This window comes from Cellulomonas sp. P4_B5_2, from assembly GCF_056402235.1.
Genome location: NZ_JBFUHU010000181.1, coordinates 1 through 17,228, shown reverse-complemented (window position 1 = coordinate 17,228; position 17,228 = coordinate 1). Strand labels below are relative to the sequence as shown.

The 17,228-nt window shown below is 71.2% G+C and carries 15 protein-coding genes; 11 read left to right on the top strand and 4 right to left on the bottom strand.

Features of this window, described 5'->3' with window-relative positions; all coding sequences use genetic code 11:
* The coding region (locus AC1DUQ_RS13710; RefSeq protein WP_477073970.1) for a hypothetical protein at positions 1-480 on the bottom strand (480 nt) is incomplete at its 3' end.
* A gap of 179 nt (positions 481-659) precedes the next feature.
* Positions 660-1,328, bottom strand: a complete 669-nt coding sequence (locus AC1DUQ_RS13705; protein WP_477060276.1) for a hemerythrin domain-containing protein — start codon at positions 1,326-1,328, stop codon at positions 660-662.
* 114 nt (positions 1,329-1,442) lie between these two features.
* Between AC1DUQ_RS13705 and AC1DUQ_RS13700 the strand changes: the two genes are divergently transcribed.
* Entirely contained in the window at positions 1,443-1,919 is a 477-nt protein-coding gene (locus AC1DUQ_RS13700; RefSeq protein WP_477060277.1) for a CGNR zinc finger domain-containing protein, read from the top strand.
* 4 nt (positions 1,920-1,923) lie between these two features.
* Here AC1DUQ_RS13700 and AC1DUQ_RS13695 read toward each other — a convergent pair whose 3' ends face one another.
* Positions 1,924-2,286: a nitroreductase family deazaflavin-dependent oxidoreductase gene (locus AC1DUQ_RS13695; RefSeq protein WP_477073969.1), complete on the bottom strand. Its 363-nt coding sequence runs from the start codon at positions 2,284-2,286 to the stop codon at positions 1,924-1,926.
* A 384-nt stretch (positions 2,287-2,670) separates the two neighbouring features.
* Between AC1DUQ_RS13695 and AC1DUQ_RS13690 the strand changes: the two genes are divergently transcribed.
* From AC1DUQ_RS13690 to AC1DUQ_RS13680, 3 genes are all read left to right on the top strand, one after another.
* Positions 2,671-4,455 (top strand): ABC transporter family substrate-binding protein, encoded by a 1,785-nt coding sequence (locus tag AC1DUQ_RS13690; RefSeq protein ID WP_477060279.1) that lies wholly within the window; start codon positions 2,671-2,673, stop codon positions 4,453-4,455.
* A gap of 231 nt (positions 4,456-4,686) precedes the next feature.
* Positions 4,687-6,228: an ABC transporter permease gene (locus tag AC1DUQ_RS13685; protein WP_477073968.1), complete on the top strand. Its 1,542-nt coding sequence runs from the start codon at positions 4,687-4,689 to the stop codon at positions 6,226-6,228.
* Entirely contained in the window at positions 6,225-7,358 is a 1,134-nt protein-coding gene (locus tag AC1DUQ_RS13680) for an ABC transporter permease (RefSeq protein ID WP_477060281.1), read from the top strand. The genes AC1DUQ_RS13685 and AC1DUQ_RS13680 overlap by 4 nt, the downstream gene beginning before the upstream one ends.
* 2 nt (positions 7,359-7,360) lie before the next feature.
* Here AC1DUQ_RS13680 and AC1DUQ_RS13675 read toward each other — a convergent pair whose 3' ends face one another.
* Positions 7,361-7,933 (bottom strand): PH domain-containing protein, encoded by a 573-nt coding sequence (locus AC1DUQ_RS13675; protein ID WP_477060282.1) that lies wholly within the window; start codon positions 7,931-7,933, stop codon positions 7,361-7,363.
* 74 nt (positions 7,934-8,007) lie between these two features.
* Here AC1DUQ_RS13675 and AC1DUQ_RS13670 point away from each other — a divergent pair, with 74 nt between their 5' ends.
* The 7 genes from AC1DUQ_RS13670 to AC1DUQ_RS13640 all read left to right on the top strand — a co-directional run.
* Positions 8,008-9,834, top strand: a complete 1,827-nt coding sequence (locus tag AC1DUQ_RS13670; protein ID WP_477073967.1) for a dipeptide ABC transporter ATP-binding protein — start codon at positions 8,008-8,010, stop codon at positions 9,832-9,834.
* Entirely contained in the window at positions 9,819-11,594 is a 1,776-nt protein-coding gene (locus AC1DUQ_RS13665; RefSeq protein WP_477060284.1) for an ABC transporter substrate-binding protein, read from the top strand. Before AC1DUQ_RS13670 ends, AC1DUQ_RS13665 begins: the two co-directional genes overlap by 16 nt.
* Before the next feature lie 106 nt (positions 11,595-11,700).
* Positions 11,701-13,659 carry a translational GTPase TypA gene (typA, locus tag AC1DUQ_RS13660; RefSeq protein ID WP_477073966.1) on the top strand — a complete coding sequence of 653 codons (1,959 nt, stop codon included), beginning with the start codon at positions 11,701-11,703 and terminating at the stop codon, positions 13,657-13,659.
* Positions 13,660-13,763: 104 nt separating this feature from the next.
* Positions 13,764-14,561, top strand: coding sequence for a PIG-L family deacetylase (locus tag AC1DUQ_RS13655; RefSeq protein ID WP_477073971.1), 798 nt, complete (start codon positions 13,764-13,766; stop codon positions 14,559-14,561).
* A gap of 5 nt (positions 14,562-14,566) precedes the next feature.
* Positions 14,567-14,983, top strand: a complete 417-nt coding sequence (locus AC1DUQ_RS13650; protein WP_477060286.1) for a hypothetical protein — start codon at positions 14,567-14,569, stop codon at positions 14,981-14,983.
* The gene (locus AC1DUQ_RS13645) at positions 14,980-15,474 is read left to right on the top strand and encodes a flavin reductase family protein (protein WP_477060287.1); all 495 of its coding nucleotides are present in this window, start codon (positions 14,980-14,982) and stop codon (positions 15,472-15,474) included. The genes AC1DUQ_RS13650 and AC1DUQ_RS13645 overlap by 4 nt, the downstream gene beginning before the upstream one ends.
* A 325-nt stretch (positions 15,475-15,799) precedes the next feature.
* A partial coding sequence (locus tag AC1DUQ_RS13640; protein ID WP_477073965.1) for a midas domain-containing protein occupies positions 15,800-17,228 on the top strand: 1,429 nt, incomplete at its 3' end.

Here is a 17,228-nt window from a genome sequence, read left to right as displayed (position 1 = left end):
GCCCGCCGCGGTGCACGCGCTGGCGATCGTCGCGGACACGGTCGGGTAGTCGAGCGTCGCGGCGTTGGCGCCACCGGCCTCCGCGGCGTCGAGCGCGCCCTGCACCCGGTCCTGGATCGACGTGTAGGCGGCGGCCAGCTCCTCAGGGGACACCTTGATCGCGTCGGCCAGCGCCGAGGTGATCGCGGCGAGCTCCTCCGTCTGGTCCTCGTCGAGCGCGGTCCCGGCGTCCTGAGCCTCGAGGACGGGGACGGCCGCGGCCACGCGCGCGTTCAGCGAGCCCTCGCCGCCGTTGAAGTAGCGACCGCAGGCGAGGGCCGCGTTCGGCTCGGCGGGTGCCGCGCTGCTCTTCGCGGTGGGCGACGACGAGGCGGAGGAGGTCGCGGTGGCGTCCCCGCTCGAGTCGGAGCCGTTGTCGGAGCAGGCGGCGAGGGTGGTGGCGGTCAGGACGGCGACGAGGAACGTGGCAGCGCGCTTCACGATGGATCTCCTTGCGGTGGTTCGACGAACGGGGCCGTGTGCGGCCCACCCCCTGGTTACCAGTCGGTAACAAGTCGCCCCGCCGCTGTCCGTCACCCGGACGGCGAGGCTGCGCCCTCCCGAGCATTCGCCGCATGAATCCGCCCTGCAAGAGAAATCTGCGTGACCGACGCCACGGATCAGCCGTAGATGCGGGCGCGGTGCGCGGCGAACTGACGCTTCCCGATCAGGCGCCAGAGCACGCGCGCGGGCGCCGGGAGGTTGGTGCGGAGCCAGCCCGCCCGCTCGTCGGCAGGGACGACCTCGAGGATCCAGCCCAGCTGCAGGAACAGCCGGTCCTTCGGGATCGCGGACATCCCGTGCTCGTGCAGCAGGCCCCACTCACGCTGCGACATCACCGTCGCGGCGGTCGGCAGGATCTGCGTCTCCTCCTGGCCGAGGTGCTGCAGGAGCGTGTCGCGGACCTCGTCCAGCAGCTCCGCGACCGCCTCGCGCTCGGCGGCACCCGCGGCGGCCTCCCAGGCGTCCATGAGGTCGTCGAGCCGATCCAGCTGGGCGGCGGTGGCTGCGTGCTGGGCGCGCATGAGGCCGACGTGCAGGGCGCAGGACGGCGCTCGCTGCTCGAGGGTGTCCCAGAGCAGCAGGTCCTCGCCCTCGTGGTGGTGGCGCAGAGCGCCGGCGAGCTCACGCACGTGGTCGGCCACCGGGAGCATCCGGTCGGTGTCGCGGTCGGCCACGCCGCGCACCAGACCGGGGACGTCGGTGAACGCGCGCCGGAACAGCGCGTGGATGGTGAGCATGTCGGAGGTGTCGCAGCCGAGCTTCTCGGTGCTGGTGACGGTGGTCATCGTGCGTCTCGCTCTCGTGCGTCGGCTCGTCGGGTCGTGCGTGCGTCACCAGTAAAACCAGTACGCTGGTGATGACTATGGTGGCGAGCCGTCGACGACGTCAAGGAGGTTCCCGTGCCCGACCAGCTGCTGCGATGGGTCGAGCTGGACAGCGAGCCCGGCGTGGCCCCCGGCTCGGTCGAGCGCGTCCGCGCGCTGCTGAACACCGACGACCGGTTCCACGGCGTCGACCACCTGGTCGGCGCACCCGCGGGCCTCGTGGCGTTCCGCGACACCCTGCGCCGCTACCTGTCCTCCGGTGACGCGACCGAGCTGGACGTGCTCGCGGCCGAGCACCCGCTCGTCGTCAGCTTCGGCGGTGGGGAAGCCCTCGCGCCCGCGGGTCACGACGCCGTCGTGGCCGGACTGCTCGCGGAGGTGCACCGGGCGCACGCGGCGGGGGAGTGGGCCCGGCTCAAGGCGTGCGCGAACCCCGACTGCCAGTGGGTCTACTACGACGGCTCACGCAACCGCTCGGGCCGCTGGTGCTCGATGACCGAGTGCGGCGACGTGATGAAGGCCCGCGCCTACCGCCGGCGCTCGCGCCAGTAGGGGCTCATGCCGGTGCCAGGCGGAACACCCTGAGCTCCCGGCCGGCGCGTGCGGCGTAGTCCGCGTACCCGGGCCAGACCGCGAGCAGGGCCGGCTGCAGGCGGGTGCGTTCGGCGTCGTCCGCCAGGGTTGCGACGACCGGCGTCGTCACCCCGGCGATCGTGACGGTGGCCCGCGGGTCCGCCAGGAGGTTCCCCGACCACGCGGGGTGGTGCTCCTGACCCCAGTTGGAGCCGATGAGCGCCCAGCCGTCGCCGTCAACGGCGTACAGCAGGACGGCCTCCCGGGGCTCCCCGGACCGGCGGCCGGTGGTCGTGAGGATCCTCCGGGGGGGGCTGGGCCGGCGGACGGCCGAGGTGAGATCCATCGGACGAGTGTGACCGACGGGTACCGTCTGTGACCCACGTCTCAGCAGGTGAGGACCCCTGCCGCGCGTGATGAACCCCTATAGCAGACCAGCGCGTCGCTCGCGCCGCCGCAGGAGTCACACCACCCCTCCGGCCCCAGGATCGGACACGTTACGGTGATGTTTCCGCGGGTCGCCATCTCGCATCCTGGACGGTACTGGCCAGTATCAATCAGGTAACGATCCGGCGTCAGGCTTACACCAGGCCGATATGTCCGAGCCACCGTGACTTACCTTGTCTCTCAACTCACGGCGGACGCGCTTCACGCCGGACCGCCTCAGCCCGCAGCGACATCGCACGGTTGAGGCGCGCAGGTCAGCGTCCACCCCTTCCCAGGAGGAACATTGAAGATCAGGCGAATCAGCGCCGCGGCTGCGGTCCTCGCAGCCGGCGCCCTGGTGCTCACCGCGTGCTCCAACACCCCGACGGACACCGCGTCTCCGTCGGAGTCGGCCGCCGCGACGACGGGCGGCAACATCGTCGTCGCCGAGACGAACGAGTTCTTCTCGTTCAACTCCTCGACGGCCAACGGCAACACGGACATCAACTCGAAGATCTCGCTCGCGACGAACTCGAACTTCTACTACATCGACGGTGAGCTCAAGGTTCAGCGCGACGAGTCGTTCGGCACCATCGAGAAGACGAGCGACGACCCGCTGACGGTCAAGTACACCGTCAACGAGGGCGAGACCTGGTCCGACGGTGAGCCGATCGACGCTGACGACCTCATCCTCGCGTGGGCCGTGTACTCCGGCTTCTACGACGACGGTGGCAACCCGGACGAGGAGGGCAACCCCACGACCGGCACCAGCTACTTCAGCTACGCCGGCTCCACGGAGGGCCTGAGCCTCACCGAGTTCCCCGAGATCGGCGACGACGGCCGCAGCATCACGCTGACGTACTCCAAGCCGTTCTCCGACTGGGAGGTGTCGTTCGGTCTCGACCGCCCGGCCCACGTCGTCGCCAAGGGCGGCGGCCTCGCCGACGGCCAGGCGCTCATCGACCTCCTGAAGGACAAGCCCCGCGGCGACGCGGCGGCGCCGGTCGCGACGGACACGGCCCTCAAGGCCGTCGCCGACTTCTACAACACCGGCTTCGACTCCCGCACGCTGCCCAGCGACCCGTCGCTGTACCTGTCGAGCGGCCCGTACATCGTCTCGGACGTCGTCGAGGGCCAGTCGGTCACGATGGTCGCCAACGACAAGTACGAGGGTGACTTCGGTCCGAAGCTGGACGAGATCACCGTCCGCACCATCGCGGACCCGTCCGCCATGGTCCAGGCCCTGCAGAACGGTGAGGTCGACGTCATCTCGCCGCAGGCCAACGCCGACACGCTCGCCGCGCTCGAGGGTCTCGACGGTGTCGAGGTCCACAAGGGCAACCAGCTCGCGTACGACCACATCGACCTGAACTTCTCGGGTGTCTTCGCCGACCAGAACGTCCGCAAGGCGTTCCTCAAGACGATCCCCCGCCAGGCGATCCTCGACGCGATCATCACGCCGCTGGACCCCGAGGCCAAGGTCCTCGACTCGCAGCTGTTCGTGCCGGCCCAGGACGGCTACGCCGACGCGGTCGCGAACAACGGCTCGGCCGACTTCGCCGAGCCCGACATCGCGGGTGCCAAGGAGCTCCTCGCCGGCGCCACGCCGACGGTGCGCATCCTCTACAACGTCAACAACCCGAACCGCGTTGACGCGTTCACGCTGATCCAGCAGTCCGCCTCCGAGGCCGGCTTCATCATCGACGACCAGGGCGACGCCAAGTGGGGCTCGCGCCTCGGCGACGGCTCGTACGACGCGTCGATCTTCGGCTGGATCAACTCGGGTGTCGGCGTCAGCGGCGTGCCGCAGATCTTCGGCACCGGCGCTGCGTCCAACTTCAACGGCTTCACGGACCCGTCCGCGGACGAGCTCATGGGCCAGCTCATCACCACCACGGACGTCGACGAGCAGACCAGCCTGCAGCAGGAGATCGACGCGAAGATCTTCGCCGCCGACTACGGCCTGCCGTTCTTCCAGAGCGTGGGTGTCGACGCCGTCGCCGAGCGCGTCGAGGGCATCGACGCGTACAACCCCAACCAGAACGGTGTCTGGTGGAACGTCTGGAACTGGAGCGTCAACGACGGCTGATCCTGGCCGCAGTAGCGCCTCACCGGACGACTGTGTGACAGTCGCCTGAACGACCGAAGGTGCCGGGTCGCCCGCCTCGCGCGGGGGGCCCGGCACCTTCGGGTCCGCCCACAGCACGCTGGCCAGGGACGACGGGGTTCGTGGCGGTGCACGGGTGGCGACTGAATTACGCTTGACTACTCCCGGCACGCCCATCGACGTGCCGCCCCCGACACCGACACCTGAGAAACGATGACCACCTACATCCTTCGACGGTTGCTCGCGTCCCTGCTGATCCTGCTGGGCGCGTCGTTCATCGTCTACATGCTCATCGCCTACTCGGGCGACCCGCTGGCCGAGATCCGGTCGAGCAACTCGCCGAGCAAGGCCGACCAGATGGCCCGACGCACGGAGCTGCTGCACCTCGACGTGCCGCCCGCGCTGCGCTACTTCATCTGGCTCAGCGGCGCCGTGAAGTGCGTCGTACCCTTCGCCGGCCAGTGCGACCTGGGCGTCACGCTCCAGAACCAGCCGGTCACCGCAGCCCTGTCGAGCGCCATCCCGACGACGCTCCAGCTGGTGACGACCGCGGCGCTCCTGGCGATCCTGCTCGGCGTGACGATCGGTGTCATCACCGCGCTGCGGCAGTACAGCACGCTGGACTACTCGGTCACCTTCATCACGTTCCTCTTCTTCTCGCTCCCCGTGTTCTGGGTCGCGGTGCTGCTCAAGGAGTTCGGGGCCATCGGCTTCAACGACTTCCTGAGAGACCCGTTCATCGCGAACGGCACGATCCTCGTGATCTCGTTGATCGTCGGTGCGGTGTGGACCGTGATCATCGCGGGCACCTTCAAGCGTCGGCTGCTGACCTTCGGCGTCGCCTTCCTGGTCACCGTGCTGGTCCTCTACTACCTGTCGGTGACGCGCTGGTTCACGACCCCGCAGCTGGGCGTCGTGATCGTCGCGGTCACCGGGATCGCGGGCGCGTACGGCTTCACGGTGCTGTTCGCCGGCCTGCAGAACCGCAGGGCGCTCTACTGGGCCCTCATCACGGTGGGCATCGGGCTCGTCATGTACTTCGCGATCCAGCCGCTGCTGGACAACGCCAACCTGTGGATGATCATCGGCCTCGGGATCCTCGCCATCGGCGTCGGCATCCTCGTCGGCTACCTGATGGGCGGCTACGACCGAGGCCAGTCGATGAAGGCGGCCGCGCTCACCAGCTTCACGGTCGCGTTCCTCATCCTGCTCGACCGCTACATGCAGTCGTGGCCGGCGTACATGGCGAACCCGCGCATCCGGAACCGCCCGATCGCGACCATCGGTGCCGAGACGCCCAACCTCAACGGTGACTTCTGGATCACCGGCCTCGACAAGTACACGCACCTGATCCTGCCGACGATCGCGCTGATCCTGATCTCGCTCGCCTCGTACACGCGCTACTCCCGCGCGTCGATGCTCGAGGTGATGGGTCAGGACTACGTCCGCACGGCGCGCGCCAAGGGCCTCTCCGAGCGCGTCGTGGTCACGCGCCACGCGTTCCGCAACGCGATGATCCCGCTCGCGACGATCGTCGCCATCGACATCGGCGGCCTGATCGGCGGTGCGGTGATCACCGAGAACGTCTTCTCGTTCAAGGGCATGGGACAGCTGTTCCTCACYGGACTGCACAACATCGATCCCAACCCGGTCATGGGTGTGTTCCTGGTGACAGGCATCACCGCGGTGACGTTCAACCTGCTGGCCGATCTCACGTACTCGGCCCTCGACCCGCGAGTGAGGGTGAAGGCATGACCGCCATCCTGGAGAACACGGCGGACGTCCCGCCGAACCCGACAGCCCCGGAGAGCGGCGAGGACGTCAAGGGCCTCAGCCAGGGACGCATCGTCCTGAAGCGGTTCTTCGGCCACACCGGAGCCGTCGTCAGCATCATCGTGCTGCTCGGGGTGCTGATCCTGGCCGTCTCCGCGATCGGGCTGGGCCCGATCCCCGGATGGTGGAAGTACAGCTACCTGCAGACGCCGCCCTTGGTGGACGGTGGTCGGCCCACTCTGCAGGTCTTCCCGTTCTCGTTGGGTGACCACCCGTTCGGACAGGACCGCGTCGGTCGCGACCTGTTCGCGATGACCATGCGCGGGACCCAGATCTCGATGTTCATCATGGTGCTCGTCGGCGCGATCGCTGCGCTCGTCGGGGTCCTCATCGGGTCGAGCGCGGGCTTCTTCCGCGGCAAGACCGAGGCCGTGCTCATGCGGTTCACCGACATGATCATCATCATCCCGGCGCTCATCGCGGCGGCGGTCGTGGCCAACTCGGCCAAGAGCGTCATCGCCCTCGCGCTGTTCCTCGGCCTCGTGTCGTGGACCGGCATGGCTCGCCTGGTGCGCGGTGACTTCCTCACGCTGCGCGAGCGCGAGTTCGTGGACGCCGCCCGCCTGGCCGGCGCGTCGAACAGCCGGATCATCTTCAAGCACATCCTGCCGAACGCGGTCGGCGTCATCACGGTGAACACCACGCTGCTGATGTCCGCGGCCATCCTCACGGAGACTGCGCTGAGCTACGTCGGACTCGGTGTGAAGTCCCCGGACGTCTCGCTGGGCTCTCTCATCAGCGCCAACCAGGCGGCCTTCGCGACGCGCCCGTGGCTGTTCTGGTGGCCCGGCATCTTCATCGTCGTGATCTGCCTGACGATCAACTTCATCGGTGACGGTCTGCGCGACGCGTTCGACCCGCGCCAGAAGAAGTTCGCGCTGCGCAGGGTCAAGGAGACGCGCGATCGTCCGGACCTGTACCGCGGCAGCAAGGCGCCGGACCACCTGACGACCGGTGGCTCGACGACGATCGCCTCCGGCGGGCTCTACGAGTCGCTCGACCGGCCGGCCGACATGGGCGACGAGAACGACGACGGCGAGGGCCGGCGGTGACGTCAGGTCAGCGCCACGACCAGAACACCGACCGTCGCCGCACTCAGCAGACCGATCGCAGGGACGTTCCAGCGAGTCTCCACCGGGGTGTCGTCCGCGACACCGATGGGCAGCTGCTCGTTCTCGGCCAGCTGCTCCCAGCGGCGGCGGACCATGCCGGCCACGTGGCCGGACGGCGCGCTGGGCAGGTCGCCGATGGCGACGGCGCCGCGCGAGTCGCGTGCGAGGCGGGACACGCCGGACAGCTCCTCGTTGCCCGCGGTGATCACGTGGTGGCGTCCGGGACCCGGTGCCGCCCACGCCCGGTAGCGGCCGGTGGGGGTCACCAGGGTCAGGGAGTACTGCGTCTCGACGTTGATGAGCGCAGCCCACGGCACCGTGACGGTGCGCAGCGGGTTGACCAGCGTCACGCCGTCCCCGGTGACATCGACCCGCGGGTGCCAGAAGACCAGCCACGCCAACAGACCGAGCGCGATGGCCAGCGGCAGGGCCTGCAGCACCGCGACCGGTCCATCCTCGAACCCCCGTGCGGCCGTCAGACCCGCGATCACCGCCCACGAGGCGATCGTGGTCACATATCTGCTGCGCGGCCTGTATGTCAGGTCGCCACTCTCGGCACGCATGCCCGCATGATCTCAGGAGTCACACGATGACCGATACGACCTCCCAGGACGCACCCGTCCTCCAGGTCAAGGACCTGTCCGTCGACTTCGCCGTGGACAAGAAGTGGATCCCCGCGGCGATCGACGTGAGCTACGAGGTCCACGCCGGCGAGGTCCTCGCCATCGTGGGCGAGTCGGGCTCCGGCAAGTCCGTCAGCTCGATGGCCCTCCTGGGCCTGCTGCCCAAGAACGCGCGCATCACGGGCAGCATCAAGCTGATGGGCCAGGAGATGAGCGACATGTCGTCGTCGAAGGTCCGGGAGATCCGCGGCAACGACATCGCGATGATCTTCCAGGAGCCCATGACGGCGCTGAACCCGGTCTACACGATCGGTGCGCAGATCATCGAGGCCCTGCGGCTGCACAACATGATGTCGCCGACGCAGGCCAAGGACCGGGCGCTCGAGCTGCTGACGATGGTGGAGCTGCCGGACCCCGTCAAGGCGTTCAACTCCTACCCGCACCAGCTCTCGGGCGGCCAGCGCCAGCGCGCGATGATCGCGCAGTCGCTGTCCAACGACCCGGTGCTGCTCATCGCCGACGAGCCCACGACGGCGCTCGACGTGACGGTGCAGGCCGAGATCCTCGACCTCATGCGCAACCTGCGCGACCACCTGCACTCCGCGGTCATCCTGATCACGCACGACATGGGCGTGGTCGCGGACCTGTCCGACCGCATCGCCGTCATGCGGCGCGGGCTGATCGTCGAGACGGGGACCGCGCGGGAGATCTTCTCCAACCCGCAGCACCCGTACACCCAGGAGCTGCTCGCGGCGGTGCCGCACCTCGGCGCCGCGGACTCCACTGGCGAGGAGATCGACCTGACGGCGGCGCTCGCGGCGGCGACCGGCAACGAGGACGCCATCGCGGTGGACGCCGAGGAGCTCGCGCGCCGGGAGGCGGCGAACAAGCGGGCGCTGGAGGTCTCCGAGCGGGCGCGGCGCGCGGCCGAGGTCGAGGGCACCACCCCGATCCTCCAGCTGGTCGACGTGGCCATCGAGTACCCGAAGCAGGGACGCATCCCGGCCTTCCGCGCGGTCGAGGGCGCCAACCTGGTGATCCGGCCCGGTGAGGTCGTCGGTCTCGTCGGCGAGTCGGGCTCCGGCAAGACGACCATCGGGCGCGCGGCCGTCGGTCTGCTGCCCGTGGTCGAGGGAACGCTCACGGTGGCCGGCGTCGAGCTGACCAAGCGGGACTCGAAGAAGCTGCGCTCCCTGCGGCGCAAGGTCGGCATGGTCTTCCAGGACCCGTCGTCGTCGCTGAACCCGCGGCTGCCGGTCGGCGAGAGCATCGGCGAGCCGATGTACCTGGCGGGGGTCGCCAAGGGCGACGCGCTGCAGAAGCGGATCGAGGAGCTGCTCGACCAGGTGCAGCTGCCGCGCAGCTACCGCAACCGCTACCCGCACGAGCTGTCGGGCGGGCAGAAGCAGCGCGTCGGCATCGCTCGTGCCATCTCGCTGTCGCCGGAGCTGCTGGTGGCCGACGAGCCGACGTCGGCGCTGGACGTGTCGGTGCAGGCCACGGTGCTGGAGCTGCTGCAGGACCTGCAGGCGCGGCTGAAGTTCGCGTGCCTGTTCGTCACGCACGACCTGGCGGTGGTCGACGTGCTGGCCGACCGCATCGCGGTCATGCGGGCCCGGTCGGATCGCTCCGGCCGGGCCCGCGTGGCGTCCGCGACGTGGACGAGATGTCCGGGAGAGTTCAGTTGCGGGTGTGATCGACCGATATCGCTCGCATGGGTGGTTCGTCCGGAGCGGAGGTCGTGGTGCGGCGTAGGTGGCTGGCAGGGTCGGGGGCCGTGGTCGCGCTGGTGATGGTGGCGGCGTGCACCTCGCAGACGCCGGAGCCGACGCGCACGGACACCGTGGTGGTCGCCGTCGCGGCGCCGTTCACCTCCCTGAACGGCGGGACCGCCGAGGGCCGCGGTCCGGGCAGCACCCTGGTGCGGTCGCTCGTGCAGGCCGGCTTCGTCTCGCTCGACCAGGACGGCTCCACGGTCCGCGACGAGGGCTTCGGCACCGTCGAGAAGGTCAGCGACGCACCCCTGACCGTGAGGTACACGATCGACCCGGCGGCGACCTGGTCGGACGGCACGGCCGTGACCACCGCGGACCTGCTGCTGGAGTGGGCGGCGCGCAGCGGCCAGCTCGACGACGTGACGCCCGAGCTCGACGCCCAGGGGGGCATCGTCAACAACGACGAGCTCGACGCCGGCGTGGCGTTCGCGGCCGCGTCGCCCGCGCTCGTGCAGGCGCAGCAGCTGCCCGCCGTGGAGGGCGCGACGCTCACCTTCACCTACGCCACGCCCGTGGCGGACTGGGAGGTGGCGCTCGACGTGAACCTCCCGGCGCACGTGGTCGGGCAGGTGGCGCTCGGTGTGGAGGACCCGACGGAGGCGGCCGCGGCGGTGTCCAGGGCCATCGCCGAGCAGGACAAGGCTGCGCTGAGCTCGATCTCGAAGACCTGGCGCGCGGACTTCGACGCCGACGCGCTCGCGCAGCACGTCGACCAGGCGGTCTCGACGGGGCCGTACGCGGTCGACCTGATCGTGCCGGGGGAGCGCGTCGAGCTGGTCCGCAACGACGAGTACCAGGGCGACGACGCCGCGCGGTACGAGCGCGTGGTCGTCCGCAGCGACCTGGACCCGCTCGAGGAGGTCGAGGCGCTGGCCGCCGGCTCGGTCGACGTGGTGACGCCCGCGGACACGACGGACGTCCTCGACGCGCTGGCCGACGTCACCGGGGCGCAGGTGCGCACGGGTGGCGACAGCACGCTCCAACTCCAGCTCCAGTCCGCCGGCGGGGGAGCGTTCGATCCCGCCACGTACGGGGGAGACGCGGCGGTCGCGTCGGCCGTGCGCCGGGCGTTCCTGCTCACCGTGCCGCGGGACGCCCTTGTCGCCACCGTCGTCGCCCCGCTCTGGCCGGAGGCGGTCGTGGCCGGTGCGGTGCTGCCGACGGTGGGCCCGGACGCCGGAGGTGACGTCGCGCCGAGCGGTCCGGCGGACATCGCGGGGGCGCGCCGGCTGCTGGCGGAGGCCGGGGTGACCGCGCCGGTCACGGTGCAGGTGCTGGCCAACACCACGGATCCCGTGCGCGCGGCGATGCTCTCGCTGATCACCGCCTCGGCGTCGGACGTCGGGTTCGAGGTCGAGCCGTACACCCCGGTCGAGGGACTCGGTCCTGACCTGGCCGGGGCACCCGACGCGTGGGACGCGGCGCTCGTCCCGGTGCCGCAGGCCGACCTGCCGGTCGACTCGGTGGTCGCACGGTGGCGGACGGGCGGCGCGACGAACGTCACCGGCTGGACCGACGCCGCGACGGACGCGGCGACCGCGACCCTCGCGCAGACCCTCGACCCCGCGGCAGTCGACGACCAGCTCGCCGCCGTCGCGGAGAGCCTCGACGCCGGTGGCGCGGCGCTCTCGCTGGTCCGGCAGCCGATCGTCGTCGCCACCCGGGGGTCCGCGGCAGCAACCGCGGGGAGCACCCCCGCCGCGCCCGACGTGCAGCCCTTGGCGCTCGGCCGTGCGGACCTCACGGACTGGTGGTCCTGGGCGCGCACCGCGGCCTGACGTGCGTCCGGTCACCTTCTGACGCACGCGGACGGGTGGGCGGGTAGAATCGATCGGCGCGGCCGACGACTCGGCGCGCTCCCCACCTTCTGAGATGAGTTCCCCCATGTCTGAGCCCACGACTGCGCCGGCAGCGCACACGTCGTCTGCCGGAACGAGCGTGCGTGCCGACCTGCGTAACGTCGCCATCGTCGCCCACGTCGACCACGGCAAGACGACGCTCGTCGACGCCATGCTGTGGCAGTCCGGCTCCTTCGGCTCCCACGCCCACGTGGACGAGCGCGCGATGGACTCGGGTGACCTGGAGCGCGAGAAGGGCATCACGATCCTCGCCAAGAACACGGCGATCCGGTACACGGGTCCCGCGGCAGCGGAGATCGGCGAGCCCGGCGGCATCACCATCAACGTCATCGACACCCCCGGCCACGCCGACTTCGGCGGCGAGGTCGAGCGCGGCCTGTCCATGGTCGACGGTGTCGTCCTGCTGGTCGACGCGTCCGAGGGCCCGCTGCCSCAGACGCGCTTCGTGCTGCGCAAGGCGCTCGYCGCCAAGCTGCCCGTCATCCTCGTCGTGAACAAGACCGACCGTCCCGACGCGCGGATCACCGACGTCGTGCACGAGGCGACGGACCTGCTGCTGGGCCTGGCGTCCGACCTGCACGAGGACGTCCCGGACCTGGACCTCGACGCGATCCTCGACGTGCCCGTCGTCTTCGCCGCCGCCAAGGCCGGCCGCGCGTCGCTGAACCAGCCCGCCGACGGTGGCCTGCCGGACTCGGAGAACCTCGAGCCGCTGTTCAAGACCATCCTCGAGCGGATTCCCGCGCCCACCTACACCGAGGGCGCGCCGCTGCAGGCGCACGTCACCAACCTCGACGCGTCGCCGTTCCTCGGCCGCCTCGCCCTGCTCCGCGTCTTCAACGGCACGATCCGCAAGGGTCAGACCGTCGCCTGGGCCAAGGCCGACGGCACGCTGGCGAACGTCAAGATCACCGAGCTGCTGGAGACCAAGGCGCTCGAGCGCGTCAGCACGGAGTCCGCAGGCCCCGGGGACATCGTCGCCGTCGCCGGCATCGAGAACATCACCATCGGCGAGACGCTGACCGACCCCGACGACCCGCGCCCGCTGCCGCTCATCACGGTCGACGACCCGGCCATCTCCATGACCATCGGGATCAACACGTCCCCGCTGGCCGGTCGCGGCGGCAAGGGCCACAAGGTCACCGCCCGCCAGGTCAAGGACCGCCTCGACAAGGAGCTCGTGGGCAACGTCTCGCTCCGCGTCCTGCCCACCGAGCGTCCCGACGCCWGGGAGGTCCAGGGCCGCGGCGAGCTGGCGCTGGCCATCCTGGTCGAGCAGATGCGCCGCGAGGGCTTCGAGCTCACCGTCGGCAAGCCGCAGGTGGTCACCAAGAAGGTCGACGGCCACGTGCACGAGCCGGTCGAGCGCATGACCATCGACGTCCCCGAGGAGTACCTCGGCGCCGTGACCCAGCTGCTCGCGCAGCGCAAGGGCCGCATGGAGACCATGTCCAACCACGGCACCGGCTGGGTCCGCATGGAGTTCCTGGTCCCCGCCCGTGGCCTCATCGGCTTCCGCACGCGGTTCCTCACCGACACGCGCGGCACCGGGATCGCGTCGTCCATCGCCGAGGGCTACGAGCCCTGGGCCGGTCCGATCGACACCCGCATCAACGGGTCGCTCGTCGCGGACCGCGCCGGTGCGGTGACGCCCTTCGCCATGATCAACCTGCAGGAGCGCGGCTCGTTCTTCGTCGAGCCCACGCAGGAGGTCTACGAGGGCCAGATCGTCGGCGAGAACTCGCGCAACGAGGACATGGACGTCAACATCACCAAGGAGAAGAAGCTCACCAACATGCGCTCCGCCACCGCGGACAACTTCGAGAACCTCGTCCCGCCGCGCAAGCTCACGCTGGAGGAGTCCCTGGAGTTCGCCCGCGAGGACGAGTGCGTCGAGGTGACGCCGACCACGGTGCGCATCCGCAAGGTGGTGCTCGACCAGACCGAGCGCGCGCGCATCACGGCACGCTCCAAGCGTTCCTGATCCCTGCATGACGGCAACCTCCGGCGGGCTCGTCGCGGTGCACGCGCACCCGRACGACGAGTCGCTGACGACCGGCGCGCTGCTGGCCACCTGGGCAGCGTCGCCTGGCCCACCTCGAGGGGGCCGGGCCGGCGCTCGCCGAGCACCGTGACCACGAGCTGGGCCGGGCGCTGGCCGCGCTAGGCGTCGTCGATCGCGGCTATCTCGACATGGTCCGCGGGTCGGTCGACCAGCGCTTCGAGGACTCCGGCATGGAGTGGGTCGGTACCGGCAGGGCCGGCCGTCCCGACGAGATCCCGCCCGGCGCGTTCGTCGGCGTGGGCCTCGAGGAGGCCGCCGAGCGCCTCGCCCGCGTCCTGCGCTCCCGCCGGCCGGACGTCGTCGTCACGTACGAGCCGGACGGCGGCTACGGGCACCCCGACCACGTCCGCGCACACGAGGTGACCCAGTGGGCCGTCGACTTCGCACGGTCGCGCACGGACGACGCGTCGCCGGCGTTCGACGTGCCGGTCGTCCTCTGGTCGGTGCAGGGACGGCTCGCCCTGCAGCGCGGCATGCGCGCCCTCGGCGGCGACGCGGTCCTCGCCGCCCTCGGCGCGTTGCGCGACGACCTGGAGCTGCCCGACCCGACGGCGGAGCTGCCGTCGGTCGCGGTGCCGGACGACGAGATCGAGGTCGAGGTCGACGTGCTGCCCGTGCGCGCCCGCGTCCTCGATGCCCTGCGTGCCCACGTCACGCAGGTGCAGGCGGTGCGCGCCATCGACGACGACCGTGCCCTCGTCGCCTGCTACGCGCTGAGCAACCGCATCCTCGCGCCGGTGCTGCCGAGCGAGACGTACCGTCGGGGCCCGGGTGGCTCAGGTGACGTCGCCTGGCCCGACGGCGTGCGGCCGGTAGCCTGACGCGCGTGCAACGCCTCTCCTCCGGTGCCCTCGGCACAGCCGCCCTGGCACTGGTGCTCGGTGTCGTCGTCGGCGCGCTCGGCACCGTGATGCACCGCAGCATCGAACCCTGGGGCGTCATCCTCTGCCTGGCGCTGGCACTCGCCGGTGCCGTGACCGCTCGGGCCTGGGCCGGGTTCGGGGCCCTCGCCGGCTACGCGCTCGGCCTCGTCGTCTCCGTGCAGGTGCTCTCCCAGAAGGGTCCCGGGGGAGACGTCCTGGTGCCGGACGGCCAGGTGATCGGCTGGGTGTGGGTGCTGGGCTCGATCGCGGTCACGATCCTGGTGGGCGTCCTGCCGAGCGGGCTGTTCGACGACCGGCCGCGTGCACCGCGGCCGCGGCCCGCTGTGGCGGACACCGACGGGGCGGACGCGGCGCCGTGAGCGAGGCCGTGACCCCCGACGTGTTCCGGGCGGCGGTCGGACGCCTCCCCGCCGGGGTCGCCGTGATCACCCTGCGGTGGCGCGGCACCCTGCACGCGATGACGGCCAGCGCGATCACGTCGGTCTCCCTCGAGCCGCCCATGCTCCTGTTCTGCGTGCACACCGACGCCCGGTTCCGGGACGCGCTCGACGACGTGGACACCTGGTCGGTGAGCGTCCTCGCCGACGACCAGGCGCACGCCGCCGACTGGCTCGCCTCCCCGGGGCGCCCCGCGATCGACCAGCTGGCGCGCGTCCCGCACCGGTCGGCCCCGGTCGCCGACGCGGTGTGGGTCGACGGCGCGGCCGCTTGGTTCGACTGCCGGACGGCGGCTGTGCACCGCGCCGGGGACCATGACGTGGTGGTCGGGTCGGTGCTCGCCGCGGAGCAGGGGTCGGCCGACGCGGGCGGGCTCGTTCACCTGCGCGGACGCCTCCGCCCCGTCCGCTGAGGGGTCTGTCAGCGCAGTCTTGGCAGGTCCCCCAGTCCGTCGGCGATCCGCGCGGCCGCCCGTGCCCCCCACCGAACGGGGCGCACTGGTGACCCGGACGGCGCACGGGTCGGCCCGGACGCCTCAGGAGCCCCCTCCGCACCACCAGCACCAAGCACGGCTCGCTCGGACGCTCACGGCAGGCGCCGGACGCGCGGCGCTGTGGTCACGGCGCGCAGCCGGGTGAGRAGTCCCGTCGCAGGTGGCGGCGCGGGCTCGCGGCTCAGCCTGGACCCGTAGACTCGCGCGGACGCGTTGTGCGCGTGTGGAGCAGCAGGGGAGCAGGATGAGCAACGGCACCAACCGCGACGAGCCCGGGCAGCGCAGCGAGGACGAGCAGCAGACGCCCGCCCCGGCCGATGCGAGCCGTCCGACGTCCGACCCGGTCTGGCCGGTGTGGGGCGGAGCGGGTGCCGTGACCCCTGCGGCCGAGACCCCTGCGGCCGAGAGCTCTGCCGACGAGGTTGCGGACGAGAGCGCCGCCGAGCCGGTCGCTGACGACGTGGCCCCTGACGACGTGGCCCCTGTCGAGGCCGGAGGTGACGAGGCCGCCACCGACGAGCCCGCCACCGAGGAGCCCGCCGCCGACGAGCCCGCCACTGACGGCATCGCGGCTGGCGAGCCGACGGATGGGGAGCCGGTCGCGGACGTGGCGGTCGACGGGGCCGACGACGAGCAGGCTGGCCCCGACCTCGAGCCGGACGGGCTCGCCGCCGACGAGCTGGCGAGTGCCGAGACTGCGGCCGACGAGCCGACCGCCGAGGTCGCCGAGGACCCGGTCGCCGGCGATGCCTCCGAGACTGTGAGCGCCGACGAGCAGACGACGCAGGACCCCGACTCCGCTGTGGTCGTCGACGAGCGCGACGGTTCCGGCGCCGACGAGCCCGTCGACGTCCCGGTCGAGTCCTCCGAGGCGTCCGCTCCGGTCGGTGTGGACGACTCCGTCGAGGTGGACGCGAAGGATGCCGAGCTCGACGATCCCGCGGTCGTCGAGACCCCTTCCGCCGGCGTTGAGAGCGCCGCCGACGTGACTGACGAGCCCACGGCCGTCGCCGACGAGGTCGAGGTTCCCGAGGCCGGTCTTGTGGCAGCCGAGACGCCCGCGGACGAGGTCACGCTCGACGAGGCGGACGGCGACGAGGTCGCCCCGGACGCTGTGGACGGCGTCGACGTCGCACTACTTGAAGCTGACGACGCAGCGGTCGTGCCCGGTGAGACAGGTGCCGACGAGGCCACCACCCTGGGCGGGGCAGCGGACCGCGACGAGATCGCCTTGGTCGACGGGGACGACGACGAGGTCGCCGTGGACGACGACGAGGTCGCTCTGGTCGACGGGGACGACGACGTCGCGCTGGTCGAGGCGGACGGCGTCGACGTGGCGCCCAGCGCGGCCGATGACGACGCGCTCCCACCCGGTGAGGCAGATGCCGACGAGGTCGCGCTGGACGAGACCGACGCCGACGACGACGTCGACGCGGTCGCTGACGAGGCCGCGGCCGCACCCGACGACGCTGCAGCGCGGGAGTCCGTCACCACGGCCGAGCAGTCCGCGAACCCGGCGGACGCGGACCCGACCCCCGCTGGACCGACCACCCCGACCGCGCCGGTTCCGGGCGCGCCGGAGTCTCCGGCTGCAGGACGCGATGATGCGACCGCGGTCATCGCGCCGGTCGTCGCGGCGATGCGACCGCGGTCATCGCGCCGGTCGTCGCGGC

Excerpts from the sequence above, each read along its gene's own strand:
- AC1DUQ_RS13670 (WP_477073967.1), top strand. The coding sequence starts at position 8,008 with ATGACCGATACGACCTCCCAGGACGCACCCGTCCTCCAGGTCAAGGAC.
- AC1DUQ_RS13680 (WP_477060281.1), top strand. The coding sequence starts at position 6,225 with ATGACCGCCATCCTGGAGAACACGGCGGACGTCCCGCCGAACCCGACA.
- AC1DUQ_RS13695 (WP_477073969.1), bottom strand. The coding sequence starts at position 2,286 with ATGGATCTCACCTCGGCCGTCCGCCGGCCCAGCCCCCCCCGGAGGATC.
- AC1DUQ_RS13705 (WP_477060276.1), bottom strand. The coding sequence starts at position 1,328 with ATGACCACCGTCACCAGCACCGAGAAGCTCGGCTGCGACACCTCCGAC.